This window comes from Streptomyces dysideae (assembly GCF_001514305.1).
GTDB classification, from domain to species: Bacteria; Actinomycetota; Actinomycetes; order Streptomycetales; family Streptomycetaceae; genus Streptomyces; species Streptomyces dysideae.
This window is the reverse complement of sequence record NZ_KQ949129.1, coordinates 28693-48348: the sequence shown is the minus strand read 5'-3', so window position 1 is coordinate 48348 and position 19656 is coordinate 28693. Positions and strand designations below refer to the sequence as shown.

General features: G+C 70.9%; 20 protein-coding genes and 2 pseudogenes. 10 read left to right on the top strand and 12 right to left on the bottom strand.

Features of this window, described 5'->3' with window-relative positions:
- The 5 genes and pseudogenes from AQJ91_RS45220 to AQJ91_RS45200 all read left to right on the top strand — a co-directional run.
- Positions 1 to 546, top strand: a pseudogene (locus AQJ91_RS45220) (histidine kinase); the annotation flags it as partial.
- Positions 543 to 1046, top strand: coding sequence for a roadblock/LC7 domain-containing protein (locus tag AQJ91_RS45215; RefSeq protein WP_067035133.1), 504 nt, complete (start codon positions 543 to 545; stop codon positions 1044 to 1046). The pseudogene AQJ91_RS45220 and the gene AQJ91_RS45215, both read left to right, overlap by 4 nt.
- Positions 1043 to 1480 (top strand): DUF742 domain-containing protein, encoded by a 438-nt coding sequence (locus AQJ91_RS45210; protein WP_067035130.1) that lies wholly within the window; start codon positions 1043 to 1045, stop codon positions 1478 to 1480. The genes AQJ91_RS45215 and AQJ91_RS45210 overlap by 4 nt, the downstream gene beginning before the upstream one ends.
- The gene (locus AQJ91_RS45205; protein WP_067035127.1) at positions 1461 to 2099 is read left to right on the top strand and encodes a GTP-binding protein; all 639 of its coding nucleotides are present in this window, start codon (positions 1461 to 1463) and stop codon (positions 2097 to 2099) included. The genes AQJ91_RS45210 and AQJ91_RS45205 overlap by 20 nt, the downstream gene beginning before the upstream one ends.
- A gap of 25 nt (positions 2100 to 2124) precedes the next feature.
- Complete coding sequence (locus AQJ91_RS45200; RefSeq protein ID WP_067035125.1) at positions 2125 to 3378, top strand: styrene monooxygenase/indole monooxygenase family protein; 1254 nt, start codon at positions 2125 to 2127, stop codon at positions 3376 to 3378.
- Here the strand turns inward: AQJ91_RS45200 and AQJ91_RS45195 are convergent.
- From AQJ91_RS45195 to AQJ91_RS45180, 4 genes are all read right to left on the bottom strand, one after another.
- Positions 3375 to 4454 carry a C40 family peptidase gene (locus AQJ91_RS45195; RefSeq protein ID WP_067035122.1) on the bottom strand — a complete coding sequence of 360 codons (1080 nt, stop codon included), beginning with the start codon at positions 4452 to 4454 and terminating at the stop codon, positions 3375 to 3377. The two genes, AQJ91_RS45200 and AQJ91_RS45195, sit on opposite strands and share 4 nt — an antisense overlap.
- 102 nt (positions 4455 to 4556) lie before the next feature.
- Positions 4557 to 4874: a hypothetical protein gene (locus AQJ91_RS45190; protein ID WP_067035119.1), complete on the bottom strand. Its 318-nt coding sequence runs from the start codon at positions 4872 to 4874 to the stop codon at positions 4557 to 4559.
- Between the two features lie 10 nt (positions 4875 to 4884).
- Positions 4885 to 5538, bottom strand: a complete 654-nt coding sequence (locus AQJ91_RS45185; protein ID WP_067035116.1) for a TetR/AcrR family transcriptional regulator — start codon at positions 5536 to 5538, stop codon at positions 4885 to 4887.
- Between the two features lie 36 nt (positions 5539 to 5574).
- A complete protein-coding gene (locus AQJ91_RS45180; protein WP_067035114.1) occupies positions 5575 to 6513 on the bottom strand; it encodes an AurF N-oxygenase family protein in 939 nt (312 codons plus the stop codon).
- Positions 6514 to 6592: 79 nt separating this feature from the next.
- On the opposite strand from AQJ91_RS45180, the pseudogene AQJ91_RS56975 reads away from it, so the two are divergent.
- Positions 6593 to 6707: pseudogene (locus tag AQJ91_RS56975) on the top strand (aminobenzoate oxygenase); the annotation flags it as partial.
- Positions 6708 to 6839: 132 nt separating this feature from the next.
- A complete protein-coding gene (locus AQJ91_RS45175) occupies positions 6840 to 7439 on the top strand; it encodes a Uma2 family endonuclease (RefSeq protein WP_067035153.1) in 600 nt (199 codons plus the stop codon).
- Here AQJ91_RS45175 and AQJ91_RS45170 read toward each other — a convergent pair.
- Entirely contained in the window at positions 7436 to 7942 is a 507-nt protein-coding gene (locus AQJ91_RS45170) for a DUF3291 domain-containing protein (RefSeq protein ID WP_067035111.1), read from the bottom strand. The genes AQJ91_RS45175 and AQJ91_RS45170 overlap by 4 nt on opposite strands.
- 167 nt (positions 7943 to 8109) lie before the next feature.
- Here AQJ91_RS45170 and AQJ91_RS45165 point away from each other — a divergent pair, with 167 nt between their 5' ends.
- Entirely contained in the window at positions 8110 to 10068 is a 1959-nt protein-coding gene (locus tag AQJ91_RS45165) for a sensor histidine kinase (RefSeq protein ID WP_079085687.1), read from the top strand.
- Here the strand turns inward: AQJ91_RS45165 and AQJ91_RS45160 are convergent.
- The 6 genes from AQJ91_RS45160 to AQJ91_RS45135 all read right to left on the bottom strand — a co-directional run bounded on the left by AQJ91_RS45160 (position 10045) and on the right by AQJ91_RS45135 (position 16084).
- Positions 10045 to 11520 carry a penicillin-binding transpeptidase domain-containing protein gene (locus AQJ91_RS45160; RefSeq protein WP_067035105.1) on the bottom strand — a complete coding sequence of 492 codons (1476 nt, stop codon included), beginning with the start codon at positions 11518 to 11520 and terminating at the stop codon, positions 10045 to 10047. The two genes, AQJ91_RS45165 and AQJ91_RS45160, sit on opposite strands and share 24 nt — an antisense overlap.
- A complete protein-coding gene (locus AQJ91_RS45155; protein ID WP_067035103.1) occupies positions 11517 to 12896 on the bottom strand; it encodes an FtsW/RodA/SpoVE family cell cycle protein in 1380 nt (459 codons plus the stop codon). The genes AQJ91_RS45160 and AQJ91_RS45155 overlap by 4 nt, the downstream gene beginning before the upstream one ends.
- 43 nt (positions 12897 to 12939) lie before the next feature.
- Entirely contained in the window at positions 12940 to 13290 is a 351-nt protein-coding gene (locus AQJ91_RS45150) for an SH3 domain-containing protein (RefSeq protein WP_067035100.1), read from the bottom strand.
- Positions 13291 to 13486: 196 nt separating this feature from the next.
- Complete coding sequence (locus AQJ91_RS45145; protein WP_067035097.1) at positions 13487 to 14722, bottom strand: sensor histidine kinase; 1236 nt, start codon at positions 14720 to 14722, stop codon at positions 13487 to 13489.
- Positions 14719 to 15414 (bottom strand): hypothetical protein, encoded by a 696-nt coding sequence (locus AQJ91_RS45140; protein ID WP_067035150.1) that lies wholly within the window; start codon positions 15412 to 15414, stop codon positions 14719 to 14721. Before AQJ91_RS45140 ends, AQJ91_RS45145 begins: the two co-directional genes overlap by 4 nt.
- 163 nt (positions 15415 to 15577) lie before the next feature.
- Positions 15578 to 16084: a protein-tyrosine phosphatase family protein gene (locus AQJ91_RS45135; RefSeq protein WP_067035094.1), complete on the bottom strand. Its 507-nt coding sequence runs from the start codon at positions 16082 to 16084 to the stop codon at positions 15578 to 15580.
- A 118-nt stretch (positions 16085 to 16202) separates the two neighbouring features.
- Here AQJ91_RS45135 and AQJ91_RS45130 point away from each other — a divergent pair, with 118 nt between their 5' ends.
- Positions 16203 to 17006 (top strand): nuclease-related domain-containing protein, encoded by an 804-nt coding sequence (locus AQJ91_RS45130; protein WP_067035091.1) that lies wholly within the window; start codon positions 16203 to 16205, stop codon positions 17004 to 17006.
- Between the two features lie 249 nt (positions 17007 to 17255).
- Here the strand turns inward: AQJ91_RS45130 and ligD are convergent, their stop codons facing one another.
- The gene (gene ligD, locus AQJ91_RS45125) at positions 17256 to 18137 is read right to left on the bottom strand and encodes a non-homologous end-joining DNA ligase (RefSeq protein WP_067035088.1); all 882 of its coding nucleotides are present in this window, start codon (positions 18135 to 18137) and stop codon (positions 17256 to 17258) included.
- Between the two features lie 72 nt (positions 18138 to 18209).
- On the opposite strand from ligD, the gene ku reads away from it, so the two are divergent.
- Entirely contained in the window at positions 18210 to 19331 is a 1122-nt protein-coding gene (gene ku, locus AQJ91_RS45120; protein WP_067035084.1) for a non-homologous end joining protein Ku, read from the top strand.
- Positions 19332 to 19656 lie beyond the last annotated feature (325 nt).

Here is a 19656-nt window from a genome sequence, read left to right as displayed (position 1 = left end):
CCCGACCCGATGACGCCCACCGGGACGACGCCCGCCGAGCCCGAGCCCGTGGCGATCACCGAGACCACAATGGAGCTCCTGATCCCGAGTCCGGCGGCGGACCCGGAGCCGGCGGCAGCCGAGCGTGCGCACACCGCACCCGCGGTCGCCGACGGCGAGGACGCCCCACAGGGGCCACTCGCACCCGGCGACGAAAGCCGCACGGGCGGTGCGGGTGGGAACAGCAACCCCGCCGAAGGCGAAGCCGAGGCGGAACACGAGCGCGTCCCCGACGACCAGCTCACCGACAAGGGCCTCCCCAAGCGCACACCCAAGCTCACCGAACCCACGTCCGTCCCGCGCCCGCGCAGCGGCAACGTGGACGCCGACGCACTCCGCCGCCGCCTCGGCGGCTTCCGCCGGGGGGCGGAGGCCGGCTACCGCGACGTAGAGGTGGAGATCGCCGAACACACGGGTCAGACCAAGGCGCCCGCCGAGGCACCCGCCACAGAACCCGCACAATCCGAAGCAGCCACGGGGGGCACAGTCGAGGAGGCAAGCAGTTGACCGCGCCCAGTACCTTCGGACTGAGCAGTGAAGCCCGCAACCTGCACTGGTTGTTGACGAATCTGGTCGAGGAGGTGCCGGGCATCCAATCAGTCGCGGTGGTCTCCTCCGACGGCCTCCTCCTGCTCTCCTCGGACCCCGGCCGAAACGCCGAAGCCAGAGAAACCCTCGGAGAGAAGCGCACCGGACCACGCGGTTCCTCCGCCGACCTCGCCACCATCGTGTCCGGCATCGGCAGCCTCTGCGTCGGCGCCGCCAAGCTGATGGACTTCGGCGGCGTGAAGCACACGATGGTCGCCATGGACGAGGGCAGCCTGTTCGTGATGCAGATCAGCGACGGCTCCCTGCTCGGCGTCCACGGCTCCGCGGACTGCGACATGAGCGTCGTGGCGTACCACATGGCGCTGTTCGTCGGCCGGGCCGGCCATGTGCTCACCCCCGAACTCCGCAGTGAGCTGCGAAAATCCCTGGAGGCCGAGTCGGCGGGGAGTACGCGATGAGTGACCGGCCCCAGCTCCCCGTCCGTGGCGACGGCCGCAAGCCCGCCCGGGTACGCCCGTACTCGCTGACCGGCGGCCGCACCCGCTTCGGCCACGTGCTCCTCGTGGAGACGTTCGTGGCCGCGCTGGACGCCCCGGAGGAGCGCAAGGAGCTGACTGGGGGCACCGCCCGCGCTATTGGCAGCGGGGGAGGTTCCCTCGCCACCCGGGTCATGCCGGAGATGCGGGCCATCGTCGAACTGTGCCGCCGCATGCGCACGGTGGCCGAGATCGCCGCGCTGCTGAGGATGCCGCTCGGCGTGGTCCGGGTGCTCCTGAGCGACCTCGCGGACCAGGGAAAGATCCGTGTGTACGGCACCGGAACCGGTCACGGCACGGGCCGCCCGGACCGGGCGCTGCTGGAAAGGGTGCTGAGTGGACTCCGTCGTCTCTGACGCCGCTCGCGGTGTCTCCCCGTTCGTCGAGCCCGACGAGAACCTCAGGTCCTGGCAGACGGACCGCACCCGGGCCCCCGTCGCCACGAAGATAGTCGTGGCCGGCGGCTTCGGCGTCGGCAAGACCACGCTGGTCACCGCAGTCTCGGAGATAACGCCGCTGCAGACCGAGGCGCTGATGACCGAGGCGAGCGCGGAGACCGACGACCTCACCGCCACGCCCGGCAAGCTCACCACCACCGTGGCCATGGACTTCGGCCGCATCACGCTCGACGACGACCTGGTGCTCTACCTGTTCGGCACGCCGGGCCAGCAGCGGTTCTGGTTCATGTGGGACGACCTGGTGCGCGGCGCGATCGGCGCCGTCGTCCTGGCCGACACCCGCCGTCTGAAGGACTGTTTCCCGGCGCTCGACTACTTCGAGAGCTGCGGACTGCCGTACGTCGTCGCGGTCAACCACTTCGACGGCAGCGCGCGGTTCGAGCCGGAGGACGTCCGGGAGGCGTTGACGATCCCGAAGCACATACCTGTCATGATCATGGACGCCCGGCGCCGGATCTCGGTCATCGAGACGCTGCTGTCCCTCGTCGGCCACGCGCTGGACGCCACGCCCGAGTGATCCCCCTTTAGGAGACGCCACCCGCATGCGGAAGATACTCGTCGTCGGAGCCGGCCAGTCCGGACTCCAGCTCGCCCTCGGACTCCAGTCGCACGGGTACGAGGTCACCCTGATGTCCAACCGGACGGCGGACGAGATCCGCTCCGGCCGGGTCATGTCGACGCAGTGCATGTTCCACACGGCACTGCAGCACGAGCGCGATCTCCAGCTGAACTTCTGGGAGTCCCAGGCCCCGAAGATCGAAGGACTCGGTGTCTCGGTCGCGGCCCCCGGCTCCCACGACCCGGGCCCGACGCAGCGTGCGATCGACTGGGTGGGCCACCTCGACGGGTTCGCGCAGTCGGTCGACCAGCGGGTGAAGATGGCCGGCTGGATGGAGACCTTCGCACAGCGCGGCGGCCAGCTGGTCATCCACGGCGCCGCGGTCGGCGACCTCGACTACTTCTCCCGTACGTACGACCTGGTGCTGGTGTCGGCGGGCAAGGGCGAGCTGGTTCAGATGTTCGGCCGCGACGCGTCGCGCTCCCCCTACAGCGAGCCGCAGCGTGCCCTCGCCGTCTCCTATGTCCACGGTCTGGGCCCGCGCCCGGAGCACCCGGACATGGAGGCCGTCCGCTGCAACCTCGTCCCCGGCGTCGGCGAGCTGTTCGTCATGCCGTGCCTGACCACCTCCGGCCGCGCGGACATCCTGTTCTGGGAGGGCATACCCGGCGGCCCGCTCGACGCCTTCGACGGCGTGAGGGACCCGGCGGAACACCTCTCCCTGACCCTGGAACTCATGGAGAAGTTCACGCCGTGGGAGTACGCGCGGGCCACGAAGGTCGAACTCACGGATGCGGGTGGCGTGTTGAGCGGTCGGTACGCTCCGACTGTCCGCAACCCCGTCGGCCGACTGCCCGGCGGCGGCCTGGTCCTCGGTGTCGCGGATGTGGTGGTCGCCAACGATCCGATCACCGGGCAGGGGTCCAACTCGGCGTCCAAGTGTGCGGCGGCCTATCTCGCGGCGATCCTTGAGCACGGGGACAAGGAGTTCGACGAGGCGTGGATGCGAAGCGCTTTTGAGCGGTACTGGGAGACTGCGCAGCATGTCACCAAGTGGACGAATGCGATGTTGGCTCCGCCGCCGGAGCATGTGCTGAACCTTATCGGGGCGGCGGGGCAGCTTCAGCCGGTGGCGGATCGGTTCGCCAATGCGTTCAACGACCCCGGCGATTTTGAGAACTTCTTCTATGAGCCCGGCAAGACTGAGGCGTACCTCGGGGAAGTTGCGGGGGCCTAATCGCCGTAGGGGGTGCGGGGGTTCTGTGGCTGCGGGTTGGTTGTGGCTGGTCGCGGGCGTACGGCTCCAAGGATCGGGCGGGATGCGATCGGGGTGGTCTTGATCTTCTCTCCTGTGCGGGGTGCCTCGACCACCTCACCCTTCCCCAGGTACATCGCCACGTGGGTGGCCTCGGGGGAGTAGACCACCAGGTCACCGGGGCGCAGCTCGGTCAGGGGGATCCTCGGGAGCTGCGCCCACTGTTCCTGGCTGGTCCTCGGGATCGGTGTCCCGGCGTGGCCCCAGGCCTCGGAGGTCAGGCCGGAGCAGTCGTACGCCTTCGGGCCCTCGGCGCCCCATTCGTACGGCTTCCCGAGTTGCCGTAGGGCGTACCGCACCGCCCGGTCGCCCTCCCGGGACGGCTTCCGCTCGCTGCTCAGCGCACCCGAGGCGACGAATTTCCGCTGCGTCTTCTCGATGCCGTTCTTCTCCAACTCGGCCAGGGCGATGAGCTGTTCGGGGGTGAGGGAGGCGAGGAGCTCCTCTACTTCCCTGAGGCGTTTCTGTACGCCGTCGCGGTCCTTCTTCTGGCGTTCGGCGAGGGCGAGTTGGGCGTCGAGGGCCTTGCGGGCCTTGCGGGCGAGGTCGTCGGCCTTCTTCTCCGCGCCGGTCAGGCGGCCCACCGTCTCCGCCCGCTCGCGTGCCATCTGGCCGATGACGTGCCCCTGGTCGAGGGCGTGCTGTGGATCGCGGGCGAGGAGGAGGCGGACGTAGGGGGAGAGGTCGGTGGTGCTCTGGTACTGCTGGCGGGCCAGGCGGCCCGCGGCGCCCCGGCTGTCGTGCAGGGAGAGGCGGGCGCGGGCCAGGTCGGCGTCGAGGCGGCGGACCTCGGCGCGCTGTTCCCTGAGCCTCTCCTCGGTGGCGTTGTAGGTTTCGGTGGCCTCCTCGGCCTCCTGGTACAGGCGCTGAAGGTCCGTCAGCAGTTCGGAGACGGGGCGCTCGCCGGGCTCGGGGACGGCCGCGGCGGGCAGGGGTGCGAGGACGGTCCCGGCCGCCACCGTTGCCGTACACACCAGACGCAGAAGCCTTCCTGACACGTCATCACCTCCGGTGCGGGGCAGGACTTCCGCTCCGCACCGCGAGCATCAGGCATGCGTGCCGGGTCCGCGCGCCGGTGTGCGCGGTTCGGCGCAACGCCGTCACCCGTCGGTGTCGTCCGGCTTGCCGCCCGGCGTGGCGTCGGGCTTGGACCACGGCCACTTGAGCTTGCCGCCCCGCTTGCCCGCCCCCCTCTCACCTTCGGCGGCGTACTCGTACTTCCAGCCCTGGGTGAGTCCGAGCCGCTTGCTGTGGCCGCGCGGTACACGCCGGTACACGAGCACGGTCGGCGGGCCTCCGTCGGGATCCGGGACGGGGATGCGGTACGTCTTGGGCGGATGCCCGGTCGGGCCCAGCAGCACCGGCAGCACCCTGCCGTCCATGGGCCCGCCCTCGAAGGGAGTGTCTTCGCTCTTCACGGCACCAGTGTCAGGCATCGTCAGCGAGGGCCCGCACCAGCGCGGCCGTCTGCGGATCGCGGCCGGCGGTCACCGACAGTACGGCCGTGAACTGCTCGACCAGCCAGTCCCGCAGCTCGTCGTGGGGTGGCTGCTTGCCCTCGTCGAGCCAGATCAGGGAGGCGGCCTCCACCGCGGTGATCCACATCCGTACGGTCATCCGGAGCCGCAGGCCGGGCTCGGTGACCTCGAGGTGGCTGAGAATGTGCTCGGCGGCGGTCCGGCGCACGCCGTCCACGATGGCGGTCGTACGGGACGTCTCGACGACGCTGCCGCCCTGGAGGAGGGCCTGGAAACCGGCGTCGTGCTGGTCGACGAAGGCCAGGTACCGGTCCAGGGCGTGGGCGAGACGGCGGAGGAGCGGGCCCTCGCAGGGTTCGTCGAAGCAGTGCTGGAGCTCTTCGGCGGCGGACCGCAGCGCGGCCTCGTACAGCTGCTGCTTGCCGCCCGGGAAGTACCGGTACACGAGCGGGCGCGACACCCCGGCCGCCTCCGCCACGTGGTCCAGGGACACGTCCTCGGGAACGCGGTGCGCGAAGAGGGACAACGCGGCCTCGAGCAACTGACGACGACGTTCCTCGACGCCGAGCCGGCGGTAGGCGGGGGTGGGGGCGGAGGGGGCCATGACCAGCAGCGTATCCGCCCCCGCCCACCGCATGGGCTATGCCAACAGGCCCGATGACCGCCACAACCGCCGCCCGACGCCCCGCAGCACCCCGATGTCATCCAGGAAGTCGGTCAGCCGCTTGGCCCCGGTCTGCATGACCTCCCGCCGATGCCCGCTGGCCTGCACCTGCGCCAGCGCCTCCCGCTGGTCCAACCCCACGTTCGTGTACACCTCGGGATTCACGAACGCCTCCGAGAACACCCGCGCGAACTCACCCGACGTGACCCGCGTGAACTCCTGAGACCACTTCGGGGCCGTCACCATCTGCCGCCGCAGCTCCTCGCGGGCGTACCGCACATGCCGGGCCTCCTCCACCACATGGATCCGGGTCACCCCGCGGATGAGGGTCTGCACCCGCTCGTCCGGGAACGTCAGCCGCTGCATCCAGTCGAGCACCTCCTCGCCGAGCAGCGTCGCGGTGAAGGAGCCCGGCGTGGTGGAGATGGTCTTGAACAGGCGCCCGAGGCGCTGGTGGGTCCGGCTCACCGGGTACCAGGGCGTCCCGCCCCGCGCTATCAGCCGCGCGAACATCTTCGAGTGCCGGCACTCGTCCTCGATCTCGGTGAGGGCGTACCGCACATGCGCACTGGTCGCCGCCTTGTCGTAGATGTGCCGCACCAGCAGCTGGATCAGGATGATCTCGAACCAGATCCCCAGCGAAGCCAGCGCCGCCGCCTCGTGCTGGGACAGCAGGATCCGCTGCTCCTCACCCATCCGCTTCCACAGGGGCGTGTCGTACAGGGACACCAGCTCCGGCGGCCAGAACCACTTGCCCTCCTCGAAGGGCGCGTCCCAGTCGAGCTCCTTGTCGGGGTCGAAGGAGTGCTTGGCGGAGGAGTCGAGCAGCCGCTGGGCCACCTGCTCCCTGTCCTTGAGCAGGCCGAGCGCGTCGCGCAGCCCCGCGAGCGCGTCGGCTTCCGTCAGCGTTGTCATGGCCTTATGAGACTGCGTGTCAGCAAGCTCGTCAATCCCTCGCGCCGGACTTGTTGACCCCGCGTCTACCACGTCTGAGCGCCAGCTGCTGTTCAGCCGCATCGTCCCCTGTGTCAAGGACATCGGCCTGTGGGGCAAACGCCTCCAGCAGGGCCTACGTCGACATGGGCGTCTTCGAGATGGGCGACGGGAGTGATCGAGGCGGGGGCGGAGGGCTGGTCAAGGCGTCAATGACGCGCCTGACGATCACTCGACGGATCACCGAATCGGCGTTCGCCCTGGGTACGCTGACCGAGCCAGGCAGACTCCGGCACATGGGAGCAATCATGAGCGCCGCACGCGAGTACGGGCTGGACGACGACTACGAGTGGCCCCGTCCGCCGGTGGGCGGCTGGACGGCGGACGACCTCGACGAGCTTCCCAACCTTCCTCCGCACACGGAGCTGATCGACGGGAGTCTTGTCTTCGTGAGTCCGCAGACCACGTTCCATATGTGCACGATTCGCCTGTTGGACACGGCGCTGTTCAATCAGGCACCGGACGAGTTCGACGCCTACCGGGAATTCACGGTCACGCTCGACAAGCACAACCGCCCCGAGCCCGATGTGCTGGTGGCCCGCGTCGGTGCGGACACGGGGCCCAAGCGGACACGGCTCCTTCCCCAGGATGTCATCCTTGCCGTTGAAGTCGTCTCCGAGGACTCCGAGGTGCGCGACCGCGAGGTCAAACCCCGCAAGTACGCCGCCGTGGGCATCCCGTACTTCTGGCGGGTCGAGGAGGCAAACGGCCTCCCTGTGGTCTACGTCTACGAGCTCGACCCTGCGACCAGGGCGTACGTGCCCACGGGCATCTACCACGACAAGCTCACGCTGGCTGTCCCCTTCCCCATCGACATCGACCTCACCGCGATCAACCGCCGCCGCTAGACCGAACACCCCAGATCGTCCGGCACCTCCAGCGCGACAGGCTCCGCCCCCTGCGCCGGGAACGACGTCCGCAGTGTGAAGGCGTACGGCGTGGGTCCGTTCGCGCGGAGGTGGAGGAGGCGGGACTCCGCCTCCGCGACCGTGGGACGGTGGCCCGCCGGGACCCACCACAGGGTCGACATCACCTCTTGGACGCGCTCGAAGAACTCGCGGCGGCGGGCCAGCATTTCGCGGTGCCGGCCCTGGTACATGTACGCCGTCAGCGCGTTGGCGTCGCGCCACACCGACATGTTGATGATCAACCACTCGTCGCCGAAGACGGGCACGTCCGTCGCGTCGCCGGATGCGCCCTCCAGCCGCCAGACGAAACCGTCGGCGGCGTCGGCGTCGGCGTTCACGGGGTCGAGGTTGTCGACGAAGTCCTTCAACTGCGGTGAGTCCAACGGGGCTTTGAGGCGGCCGATGTTGACCTGGGCGAGTTCGTACGCGGCGGCTGTCGTCATGGACCGAACGATAGGTCGGGCGGGCTCGCAGTCCCAGACCCCGTCTCACTACGTGAGCACATGTCCCCCTTTCACAGGCGGCCCGGCGCCCGGGTGAGTACCTGTGCACAGCCGTCTTACGGCGGAGAAACCGAGCTCTGACCAGGACGCCCGTAGCCTCCTCGGGCATGACGGGGAACGCATTGACCAGCCTCCGACCGCCCGCTCTGCCCGGCTGGAACTCCATCCGCGGCCGTATGGCCATCGTCCTGGCCGTCCCGACCTGCCTGCTGCTCACCCTGATCGGACTGGGCGTCGCCGACCGCGCCTCCGACTGGTCCGCCGCCCGGGGGACCGAGGCGCATGTGGGCGTCCTCCTGCGAGTGCAGGACCTCGTGCGCGAGGTGCAGCGTGAACGAGGGCTCACGAGCGGGCTGTTGGGGGGCGCCGAGGAGTACGGTGACGATGTGCGCGCCCAGCGGGAGCGCACCGACAAGGCAAGGGAGGCGCTGCGCACGGCCCTCGGAGAGGAGCGCGGCGACCTGCCCGGCGCCGCCGTCTCCGCCCTCACCGCCGCCGAGATCCCCGTCGCCGCCCTCACCTCCACCCGTACCGACGTCGACGCCGGCACCGCCGACCGCGCCGGCACGCTGAACACCTACACCAAGGTCGTCACCGGCCTCATCGACGCCGAGTCCGCCGGTGCCCCCGACGGTGACCGCCGGATCGCCCAGGGAGCCCAGGCGCTCCAGGCGCTCGCCCGCGCCACCGAGGCCGTCGCGCTCGAACGCGGCTCCCTCAACGGGGTGTTCGCGGCCGGGCGGTTCCGGTCCGGCGAGTACCTCGACTTCACCGAGATCCGCGCCACCCGGGTGGCCGCCCTGGACCAGTTCCGTCAGCTTGCCTCAAAGGGAGAGGAGTCCGCGCTCGACGACGCCTTCGCCACCGCCGCCGCCCGCCGTGTCACCGGCTACGAGACGCGGGCCGAGCGCGGCGCCGACGGCGCGGCCCTCTCCGTCGCCCCCGCCCGCTGGTGGGCCGACATGACGGTCGTCGTCGACGATCTGCACGGCGTGCAGAAGCTGGTCGGCGACGCGGTGCGGGCCCGGGCCGCGGACACCGGTGCCGCCGCCACCCGCCAGCTCGGCGGCTATCTGGCCCTCGGCGCCCTGATCCTCGCCGTCGCCACCGCACTCGCCCTCTTCTCCGCCCGCTCCATCACCCGCCCCCTCGGCGCCCTCGCCGACCAGGCCGACGCCGTGGCCGGCACCCGGCTGCCCGAGGCCGTCCGCCGCATCCAGGAGGCCGACCCCGACACGCCCCTTCCCGCCGAGCCCGAACAGCCCCAACTGCCCGGCAGCGCACGGGAGATCACCCGCCTCGCCGCCGCCCTGCGCAACGTCGAGCACACCGCCGTCGGCCTCGCCGCCGAACAGGCCGTCCTGCGCCGCACCAGCACCGAGTCCCTGGCCAACCTCGGCCGCCGCAACCAGACGCTCCTCAACCGTCAGCTCGGTCTGATCACCACCCTGGAGAGCCAGGAACTCGACCCGGACGCCCTCGCCGAACTCTTCGAACTCGACCATCTGGCCACCCGGATGCGCCGCAACGCCGAGTCCCTGCTGGTGCTGGCCGGCGAGGAGGCGCCCGCCCGTACCTGGCGCGGCACGGTCGCCGTGCACGAGGTGGTGCAGTCGGCCGTCGCCGAGGTCGAGCAGTACCGGCGTGTCGCCGTCACCGACGTCCGGCCGTGCCAAGTCCGCGGCCACTGCGTTGCCGAACTCTCCCATCTGCTGGCCGAGTTGGTGGAGAACGCGCTCATGTTCAGCCCGCCCAGGCAGCCCGTCCAGGTCTACGGCTGGCGGGACGGCGGCGAGTACTGCCTCGCCGTCGTCGACCAGGGCATCGGCATGACCGCCGAACGCATGGCGGAGGCCAACGCCTTGCTCTCCGGTACGGGCGACACTCTGCTCACCGCCCCGGCCGCCCCGACAAGGTTTCTTGGCCACCATGTCGTCGGCGCCCTCGCCGCCCGCCTCGGCGCCCATGTCGAACTGCGCCCCACTCCGGGCGCGGGCGTCACGGCGTACGTCGCGCTGCCGGGCGTACTCATCGAGGAGACGTCAACGGCCGCCGCCAGCAGGTGAGCCGAGCACCGCCGCCATCACCGCCCGCGCGATCGGCGCCGCGTCCCCGCCCCCGCTGATCTCCCCGCGGTCCGCGTCCGCGTCCTCCACCACCACCGCGACCGCCACCTTCGGCGTCATGTCCCGGCCGCCCTGCGCCCACGACACGAACCAGGCGTACGGCGTCCCGGAGTTGCCGATGCCGTGCTGGGCGGTGCCGGTCTTGCCGCCGACCGTCGCGCCGGGGATGGCGGCGTTCATACCGGTGCCCTCCGTCACCACGTCCCTCATGAGTTCCTTCAGCCGCACCGCAGTCGAGGGATGCATCGCCTGGCGCAGCGGGCGCGAGCCGGTCGTGGCGATCGTCGTGCCGCCCGCCCGGGTCCTACGCTCCACCAGGTGCGGCAACCGGACCTGGCCGCCGTTCGCCACCGCCGCAGACACCATCGCCATCTGCAGCGGCGTCGCCCGCGTGTTGTACTGCCCGATCGACGACAGCGCCAGCTGCGCCTTGTCGACCGACGTGTCGAAGGTGGACTCGGCGACCGAGAACGGGATCCGCAGGCCCGCGTCGTTGAAGCCGAACGCCTGCGCCGTCGCCACCATGTCCTCCACCCCCACCGCCACGCCCAGCTTGGCGAACACCGTGTTGCACGACCACTCGAACGCCGTCCGCATCGACACGTCCTCGCACCCGTCCGCGTCGTTCGTCAGCGAGGTCCTGGTGCCGGGCAGGGTGTACGGCGCGGGGGAGTCGGTCGGCGCGTCCAGATCCGTGACCACACCCGAGTCCAGCGCGGCCGCCGCCGTCACCACCTTGAAGGTCGAACCCGGCGGATACGTCTGCCGCACCGCCCGGTTGAGCATCGGCTTGTCCGCGTCACCGTTCAGCCGCGCCCAGGACCGGGCCACCGCCGGACCGTTCCCGGACAGCGCGGCCGGGTCGTAGGAGGGTGCCGACACCAGCGCCAGGATCCGTCCCGTCGACGGCTCGACGGCCGCGACCGCGCCCTTGCGCCCCGCGAGCCCCTCGTACGCCGCCTCCTGCGCGGCCCGGTCGAGGGTGGTGACGACGTCGCCGCCGGGGCTCTGGGCACGGATGAAGTCGTTCCACAGCGGGAAGCCGGAGAGCATCGGGTCCGTGCCCGACAGGACACCGTCCTCGGCCTCCTCCAGGAACGTCGTGCCGTACTCCTGCGAGGCGAAGCCGGTCACCGGGGCGTACAACGGCCCGTCCCGGTACGTCCGTTCGTAGCGGAGCCGGTCGCCCGAGTCCCGGGACCCGGTGACCGGTTCGCCGCCGACCAGGATGTCGCCGCGGGGCTGGCCGTAACGCGCGATCGACTGGCGGCGGTTGGCGGGGTTGTCGTCGTACGCCTGGGCCTGGAAGACCTGGATGCGGGTGGCGTTCACCAGCAGCGCCACGAGCAGCAGGGCGCAGAAGACCACGGCGTGCCGGAGGTGTCGTGTCATACGCGGCCCTCCGCCTCGTACTGGTCCTGATTCTGATACTGGCCTCTCGCCTGGTCGCTCACCCGGATGAGCAGCGCCACGATCGCCCAGTTGGTCACCACCGACGAGCCGCCCTGCGCCAGGAACGGCATCGCCATGCCGGTCAGCGGGATCAGACCGGTCACCCCGCCCGCGATCACGAACACCTGGAGCGCCACGATCGAGGCGAGCCCGACCGCGAGCAGCCGGCCGAACGGATCGCGCAGGGCGAGGCCCGCCCGGTACCCGCGCTCCACCAGCAGCCCGTACAGCAGGAAGATCGCGGACAGACCGGCCAACCCCAGCTCCTCGCCCGCCGTCGCCAGGATGAAGTCGGACTTGACGGCGAACCCGATGAGGATCGAGTGGCCGAGGCCGAGCCCCGTGCCGAGCATGCCGCCCGCCGCGAAGGCGAACAGCGACTGGGCGAGCTGGTTCGGGCCCTGCCCCGCCTCGATCGACGCGAACGGATGCAGCCAGTCCTCGACCCTGTTGTGCACATGCGGCTCCAGCCAGCCCACGGCCACCGCGCCGAGCGCCGCGAGCAGCAGGCCGACCGCGAGCCAGCCGACGCGGCCGGTGGCGACGTACAGCAGTACGACGAACAGCCCGAAGAACAACAGCGAGGTCCCGAGGTCCCGTTCGAGGACCAGGACACCGACGCTCAGCAGCCAGATGGTGACGATCGGACCGAGGACGCGCCCGGTGGGGAACTGGAGTCGCCAGACGCGCCGGCCCGTGTACGCCAGGGCGTTGCGGTTCGCGGCCAGGTACGCGGCGAAGAACACCGCCAGCAGCACCTTCGCGAACTCGCCCGGCTGGATGGAGAATCCGGCGATCCGGATCCAGATTCGGGCGCCGTTCACGGCCGGGAAGAGGATCGGCAGGGTGAGCAGCACCAGGGCGGCGACCACGCAGACGTAGGCGTAGCGCTGGAGGAGGCGATGGTCGCGGAGCAGGAGCACGGTCACGATGAACAGGGCCACCCCCAGCGTGGACCACACGAGTTGGGTGGGCGCCGCCCGGTCGCCCGGTGTCTCCAGGTCGAGCCGGTAGATCAGGACCAGGCCGAGGCCGTTGAGCAGCACGCCGATCGGCAGCAGCAGCGGATCGGCGCACGGGGCACGGAACCGCACCGCCAGATGCGCGACCAGCGCGAGCACACCGAGCCCGGCGCCGTAACCGGCGGCGCCGGGTGGGACGGTGCCGTTCTTGGCGAGGCCGACGTCGCAGTAGCCGTACACGGAGAGCAGGACGGCCAGGACGATGAGGGCCAGTTCGATGCCACGGCGCCGGGGCAGGCGTACGGCGGGAGCGGGGGCGTCCGCTGGGGCCACGGTGGATCCGGCCTTGATCATGTCCGGAACCTACCCAAATAATCTGTCTTGTGTGCCCCGCGGTTCAGCACCAGCGTGGCGCGGCCCCGATGCTCTTGATGTAGCGGGCCGACCCCCAGGCCCAGGTGCCGTCCGGGAGCAGATACCAGAGGGGATTGCCCTGGACGCTCTCACCGGCGGCCTGGCAGAAGATCTTCACGGTGTCGCCCCGGTGGGCGGTCCGGATCACCTGGCTCCCCCGGTTCGGCGCACTGCGCAACAGCAGGGTGTCAGCGGTGACGACGCCCTTGGAGGGGCGCTGGTCGTGATCGTGGTGATGCCCCCAGTCCTCATCGGCGGCGGCGGGGGAGGCGGTGGCTGCGGCGGCGAGGATGCCTATGGCGAGGGATATGGCGAGGCGGGAGCGCAGAGACATGGACGGTACCTCCATGGAGAGTGCGAAACCTGACTAACCGCCACGTTAGGAGTGATGTCGGGCGCCCGCTCGTCACGCTGGTCCACTAGGAGGCCTTTTGCCTTTGGCTTTTGGCTCTCAGGGGCGCGGGGCTGTATCGATACGCGGCTCCGCCGCGTGGGCGCGACCAGCCCCCACCGGGCCCGCAGTCACCCACCTACCGCAACGTCAGCGTCGCAACGGCCCCACCATCAGCCGCATTCGAAAACACCAGCCGAGCCCCCAAAACCTCAGCCTGCCCCACCGCAATGGTCAGGCCGAGTCCATGCCCCTTGGACCCGCCCTCGGTCCGAAACCGCTGCGGCCCATGCGCTACCAGATACTCCGGAAACCCGCCCCCGTGATCCCGCACGGTGACCACAGGCCCATCCACGGTCAGAGACACCGGCCCCCGCCCATGGGAGTGCGCGTTGGCCACAAGATTCCCCAGCACCCGCTCCAGCCGCCGCCGATCCGTCTCGACCCGCGCATCCCGTACGACGACAACCTCCGTGTCCGTCCCGGACCCCCGCACCACCCGCTCCGTCAACGCCCCCAACGGCTCGGTGTCCAGCTCCACCCGCTCCCGCCCGGTGTCCAGCCGGGAGATCTCCAACAGGTCCTCGGTCAGCGTCCGCAGCGCCGCCACCCGGTCCCGCACCAGCTCGGTCGGCCGCCCCGCGGGAAGCAGCTCCGCCGCCGCATGCAGCCCCGTCAGCGGCGTACGCAGCTCATGGGCGACATCCGCCGTGAACCGCTGCTCGGCGAGCAGCTTCCCCTGCAGCGAGGCCGCCATCGAGTCCAGCGCGGAAGCCACCGCGGCCACCTCGTCCTGCGGCCGGGCCGGTTCCTTCGTACGGGGGTCGTCGACGCGGGCGTCCAGGTCGCCGCCGCTGATCCGCCGGGCGACCTGCGCGGTGGCGTGCAGCCGCCGTGTCACCCGGGTCACCGCGACCGCGCCGACCAGCAGCGTCGCCCCGATCGCCAGGCCCGACGACCACAGGATCGCCTGGTCCAGGCCCTCGATGGTGCGGGCGCTCTGCGAGTAGTCGACCTCGACCGCGAGGGCCCGGTCGCCGTCGGCGGGGCCGGCCGCCCACATCGTGGGGCGCCCCCGGTGCTCGGCGACCATCGTGCCGCGGTCGCCTGCCAGGGCCAGCTCCCGCAGCGACTCGGGCAGCCCCGGCGGATCGACGCTGGCGTGCCGGCCGAGGGTGTCGCCGGTCTCGAAGGCCGCCGTCGCCTCCTCCAGCCGGCTCAGCGCGAGGTCGCGGGCCTGGCCGACGGTCTGGTTCGTCACCGAGACGTGCACCAGGACGCCGAGCAGCGCGGCGAGGGCGCAGCACATCACGGTGATGAACACGGCGGCCTTCACGGCGAGCGTGCCGGCCCACTGGGGGAGCGCGAGCCTCATCGGCCGCTCGCGGAACGGGACGGGGACGGGGTGGGCGAGGGATGCGGAACGTGCTTCCGGGCGCCGGTGCGGAGCATCTCGTCGTGCGTGAGGAGCATCGCGCGCTGCTGCTGGTCCCACGTCCACTGCAGGCGGTACTCGTACCCGGCGACCTCGGAAGGAGACCGGATGATCACCGACCGCCGGGCCAGCTCGACCCCGCTCACCGCGTCGTCGTAGGACATGACCTGCAGGAGCCTGTTCTTCCCGGTCTTGTCCTTCTCGACGGTGTAGACGCGTACGCCGGTCAGGTTGCCGGGCAGCAGCCGCACGCCCAGCGTCAGGTCGTCGTGTCCGTCGCCGGTGAGGTCGCGGTAGTAGGGCTGGAGCACCGGACACCTGCTCCCGGCCAGGCTGCCGCCGGCGCCGCAGTCGGTCATCCGGCGGGCCGTCTCGTCGTACCCGCCCTCGCTGTAGGTGCCGGGCTCCCCGGCGATCTCGGCGCGGACCAGCGCGACCGGGTCCACGTTGCGGATGTCGCCGCCGGGCACCGTGATGCCCTTCACCACCTCGGTGTCCACCTCGCCGATCTCGAAGGCCGGGCTGGACGCCGGGGTCAGACTCGGCCAGAGCCGGTCCGGGCTGACCGCGGTCGGCGTCGCGCCCGCGCCCTGCAGCCCGCCGGCGTCACCGCAGGCCGCCGCGGCCGCCATGAGAAGGGCGGCCGCGGCGATCGTACGGACACGGCGGAGGGGCGGCGGCACGGTGCTCCAGCGGTTCGGACAGTGAGAGTGCGACGAGGGGTGCTGCGGACGATTCTCTTCGGCCGCCGGCCCTTACACCTTATTCGTAGGCAAATCCTATTTATCGCTCGTGCTACTCGGCGAGCTCCTCCAGCAGCCGCGCGGTCGACAGCCCCGCCCGCAGGTACTCGACGAACAGCTCATTGTGCAGGGCCCACGGCGAGCGCCGGTCCCGGATCAGCCGTATCGCCTCGTCGACGGTGTGCCCCTGCCGGACCAGGGCGTGCGCGACGACCAGCCCCGAGCGGTTGTACCCGTGATAACAGCGGACGAGTACCTCGTGGCCCGCGTTCAGCGCCTCGCATACGGCCTCCGCCAGCCGGATGACCCCGGCGAGCTGGGTCCCGTCCAACGGACCGTCCGGAATCGGCCACACATGGTGTTCGACTCCGGCATCGGGCCCGTGCCCCGGCAGCCGCAGAAGTGTCTGGACGAGATCGAACTCGCCCCGTACGACGGCGAACTCCAGCTGTCCCGAGCGGCCCTTGAACTCGTGGCCGCCCATCCACAGACCGGGCGCGATCCGGCTCCACGGACTGTCCGGAGCCGGTACGTCGGGTTGGTTCCTGCGCGTGCGCAATGGCGCCTCCCAAGCCCCTTGCAAATCACCTCACAAGCCCCTGCCACTCACCCCAAGGTAACCGGGTTCTTGCCCCTGGAGTACTGGGCCTGTTCCCATGGTCATGGGGTGATGATGCATGAGTGGACTGCGCGTCATACCGACCTGGCGACACGGCCAGGAACGGCTGTACGTCTGTCTCACGGACGGCAGGAACGTCGCCTGGTACGACAGGGAGGCAGCCAGGGTCAACCTGCTCAGCGACGACCGCAGAGACGACGTACTCGAAGCCCTGGGCCCCTTCGTCACCGGCCCGGTCACGGTCGGCCCGCCCCCGGTGCCGACCCCGGCGGAGCTGGCCCGGCTGTCCCTCCACCCGGACGACGACCTGGCCCCCAACCGCCCCGGCGAGGCCCTCCTGATCGACCTGGACCGCGCCCCGGGCCCGCCGCACCGCCTGCGCCCCGATCCACGGCGGCGCGCGCTGCACGCCGAGCAGACCGTGGGGGAGACCCTGGACCGGCTGGACGGAGCGGGCTGGCACGCCCTGCACTCCGTCCCGCTGCCCGGCGGCGACCGCGTCCATCACCTGGCGATCGGGCCCGGGGGCCTGTTCGCCGTCCACACCGTGTACGCCCGCAAACAGCGGGTCACGGTCGCCGACCCCATGGTCACCCTCGGCCGCCGCGAACCCACCGCGCTGCTCCGCCGCGTCCGCGCCGACGCCGACCGCGCCTCCTACGCCCTGACCGCCGAGGTCCACCCGGTCCTCGCCCTGTGTGAACCGGCAAACGTGACGATCACCGCACCGCTCCGCGAGGTCCGCGTCCTCAGGGACACGGAGATGGCGGACCTGGCCCGTCTGGGCGGGGTGCTCAAGCCGGCGGACGTGGCGGCGCTGCACGCGATGGCGCGGGACCGGCATACGTGGACGCGGGTATAGATCTACTTCACGGATCTTCTTCAGGGGCTCGGAAGAGTGGTCGAGCGACGGCCGTCTCGTTCCAGTCGGCGATCACCTCGGCGCTCGCGGACTTCGCCGAGGGCCGTTCCGGGGCGGTCGCGGAGGTCGTAGGCCCCCAGGACACGGCTCCGAGGGCGAGGGCGGTCAGGCCGACGGTGAGGGCGCGGCGGGCGGTGTGCAGGGGAGGTCGTGTTTCCCTGCGGCTCGTTCGTCTGGGGGCTCTGGTGGTCAGGGCAGTGGGCCCGCGCGGGCCGGGTCGAGGAGCGGGGCCAGCAGGTCGCCGTAGTCCTGGAGGCGTGGGGCGATGTCCGGGGCGACGAAGGACAGCCGGCCGGGCGACTGGCAGTCCTCGACCTCCTCCCAGGTCACGGGGGCGGAGACGGTCGGCTCGGGGCGGGCGCGCAGGGTGTAGGGGGTGGCCGTCGTCTTCCTCGCCGCGTTCTGACTCCAGTCGACGAAGACCTTCCCGGGCCGCAGGCTCCGCGTCATCCGGTGGACGACCAGCCGGGGCATGGCCCGCTCGGCCCCGACGGCGAGCTCCTTGGCGTACTCGCTGGTCCGTTCGGAGGACGTCGGCCGCACGGCCGCCAGCAGATGCAGCCCCTTGGACCCGGAGGTCTTGGCGAACGCCTCGATCCCGTCCTCGGCGAGCCGGTCCCGCAGCCACAGGGCGACCTCGCAGCACTGGACGGCGGTGGCGGGCGAGCCGGGATCGAGGTCGAAGACCAGCCGGTCGGCCTGCCCGGGATCGCCGATGAGCCACTGGGGCGTATGGAACTCGGTGACGAGGTTGGCGGCCCACATCAGTGTCGCCAGGTTCTGCACCAGCACCATCCTCGCGGGCCCTTCGACGCGGGGCACCTCGGCGGTGGTGACCCAGTCGGGCGTACCCGGCGGCACGTTCTTGGCGAAGAACACCTGACCGTCGGGCCCGTCCGGATAGCGCAGGAAGGACAGCGGCCGATCCCGCAGATGGGGCAGGAGGGCATCGGCGGTGGTGGCGTAGTAGTGCAGCACCTCGCCCTTGGTGAAGCCGGTCGCCGGGTACAGCACCTTCTCCAGATTGCTCAGCGCGAGCCGTCGCCCCTCCACCTCTGTGATCGGCGTCATACGATGAGAATTCCAGAGAATGCGGTCTAAATGTTGTGAATCACTACTTAACCGATCGAAAGGGTTCCTCACGTGCGATCCATATGGAACGGTGCGATCTCGTTCGGCCTGGTCAGCATCCCGATCAAGCTGGTGAACGCCACGGAGAGCCACTCGATCGCGTTCCGCCAGATCCACACGGAGGACGGCGGCCGCATCCGCTATCGCAAGGTCTGCGAACTGGAGGACCGCGAGGTCGCCCAGTCGGAGATCGGCAAGGGTTACGAGGACGCGGACGGCACGATCGTCCCGATCACCGACGAGGATCTGGCCCATCTGCCGCTCCCGACGGCGAAGACCATCGACATCGTGGCCTTCGTCCCGTCGGACGCGATCGATCCGCTCCAGATGGACGCGGCGTACTACCTGGCGGCGGGGGGCGCGCCGGCGGCGAAGCCGTACACCCTGCTGCGGGAGGCGCTGAAGCGCAGCAACCGGGTAGCCATCGCCAAGTACGCCCTGCGCGGGCGGGAACGCCTGGGCATGCTGCGAGTGGTCGGCGACGCCATCGCCATGCACGGGCTGCTCTGGCCGGACGAGGTCCGCGCCCCCGAGGGCGTGGCCCCCGACGCCAGCGTCACGGTCCGTGACAAGGAACTCGACCTCGCGGACGCCCTGATGGACACCCTCGGCGAGGTCGAGCTGGAGGACCTGCACGACGAGTACCGCGAGGCCCTGGAGGAGGTTGTCGCCGCGAAGGCCGCCGGCGAGACGCCACCGGAGGCTCCTGAGCCGGCGAAGGGCGGCAAGGTCCTCGACCTGATGGCGGCGCTGGAGAAGAGCGTGCGCGAGGCGAAGGAGTCGCGGGGCGAGGAAGCAGAGGAAGCGGAGGAAGCAGAGGAAGCGGAGGAAGCAGAGGAAGCGGAGGAAGCGGAGGAACCGGAGAAGGGCGAGGTCAGACGCCTGCCACAGCGGAAGACGGCACGGGCGACGCCGAAGAAGACGCCGGGGAAGAAGTCGACGTCCACGGCGAAGAAGACGACGGCCGCGAAGAAGACCACGGCGTCGGCGAAGAAGTCGACGGCGAAGTCGACGCAGGGGACGAAGAAGACGGCGTCGGCGAAGAAGACGTCAACGACGGCCAAGAAGACGACGACGGCTGCGAAGAAGTCGGCGGCGGGGAAGAAGTCGGCGGCGCGGAAGCGTACGGCTTGAGGGGCTTGGTGGGTGGGGGTGGGAGTGGGGAGGCGGAGGAGGCTGGCCTGCTCTTCGGCGGGGGTGCTGGGTCGGGCCGCTCTGCGCCGCGCCAGACCGGGCCGCGTCCCTTCGCTGAGCGCACGGTTTTGGCGGGGTTGGCGGGTTCGGCAGGCCGGGTGCCGGACGGCGGCCTCACTACCCGTGCCGCGCCGCTTCGCTGAGCGCACCACGGTCGCACGGTTGGCCAGTCGTGACCGGCACGGGCGGCCGACGGGGGGCGCATCCATCGCCGCGCCGCGCCGCGCCCGCCCCGCTCCAAGCGCAAGGCCGGGCTCGGCCGACG

What these genes read in the sequence shown, in the direction of transcription:
- AQJ91_RS45210 (WP_067035130.1), top strand. Translation starts at nt 1,043, where the DNA reads ATGAGTGACCGGCCCCAGCTCCCCGTCCGTGGCGACGGCCGCAAGCCC.
- AQJ91_RS45200 (WP_067035125.1), top strand. Translation starts at nt 2,125, where the DNA reads ATGCGGAAGATACTCGTCGTCGGAGCCGGCCAGTCCGGACTCCAGCTC.
- AQJ91_RS45185 (WP_067035116.1), bottom strand. Translation starts at nt 5,538, where the DNA reads ATGGCCCCCTCCGCCCCCACCCCCGCCTACCGCCGGCTCGGCGTCGAG.
- AQJ91_RS45180 (WP_067035114.1), bottom strand. Translation starts at nt 6,513, where the DNA reads ATGACAACGCTGACGGAAGCCGACGCGCTCGCGGGGCTGCGCGACGCG.
- AQJ91_RS45175 (WP_067035153.1), top strand. Translation starts at nt 6,840, where the DNA reads ATGAGCGCCGCACGCGAGTACGGGCTGGACGACGACTACGAGTGGCCC.
- AQJ91_RS45170 (WP_067035111.1), bottom strand. Translation starts at nt 7,942, where the DNA reads ATGACGACAGCCGCCGCGTACGAACTCGCCCAGGTCAACATCGGCCGC.
- AQJ91_RS45165 (WP_079085687.1), top strand. Translation starts at nt 8,110, where the DNA reads ATGACGGGGAACGCATTGACCAGCCTCCGACCGCCCGCTCTGCCCGGC.
- AQJ91_RS45160 (WP_067035105.1), bottom strand. Translation starts at nt 11,520, where the DNA reads ATGACACGACACCTCCGGCACGCCGTGGTCTTCTGCGCCCTGCTGCTC.
- AQJ91_RS45155 (WP_067035103.1), bottom strand. Translation starts at nt 12,896, where the DNA reads ATGATCAAGGCCGGATCCACCGTGGCCCCAGCGGACGCCCCCGCTCCC.
- AQJ91_RS45150 (WP_067035100.1), bottom strand. Translation starts at nt 13,290, where the DNA reads ATGTCTCTGCGCTCCCGCCTCGCCATATCCCTCGCCATAGGCATCCTC.
- AQJ91_RS45145 (WP_067035097.1), bottom strand. Translation starts at nt 14,722, where the DNA reads ATGAGGCTCGCGCTCCCCCAGTGGGCCGGCACGCTCGCCGTGAAGGCC.
- AQJ91_RS45140 (WP_067035150.1), bottom strand. Translation starts at nt 15,414, where the DNA reads ATGGCGGCCGCGGCGGCCTGCGGTGACGCCGGCGGGCTGCAGGGCGCG.
- AQJ91_RS45130 (WP_067035091.1), top strand. Translation starts at nt 16,203, where the DNA reads ATGAGTGGACTGCGCGTCATACCGACCTGGCGACACGGCCAGGAACGG.
- ligD (WP_067035088.1), bottom strand. Translation starts at nt 18,137, where the DNA reads ATGACGCCGATCACAGAGGTGGAGGGGCGACGGCTCGCGCTGAGCAAT.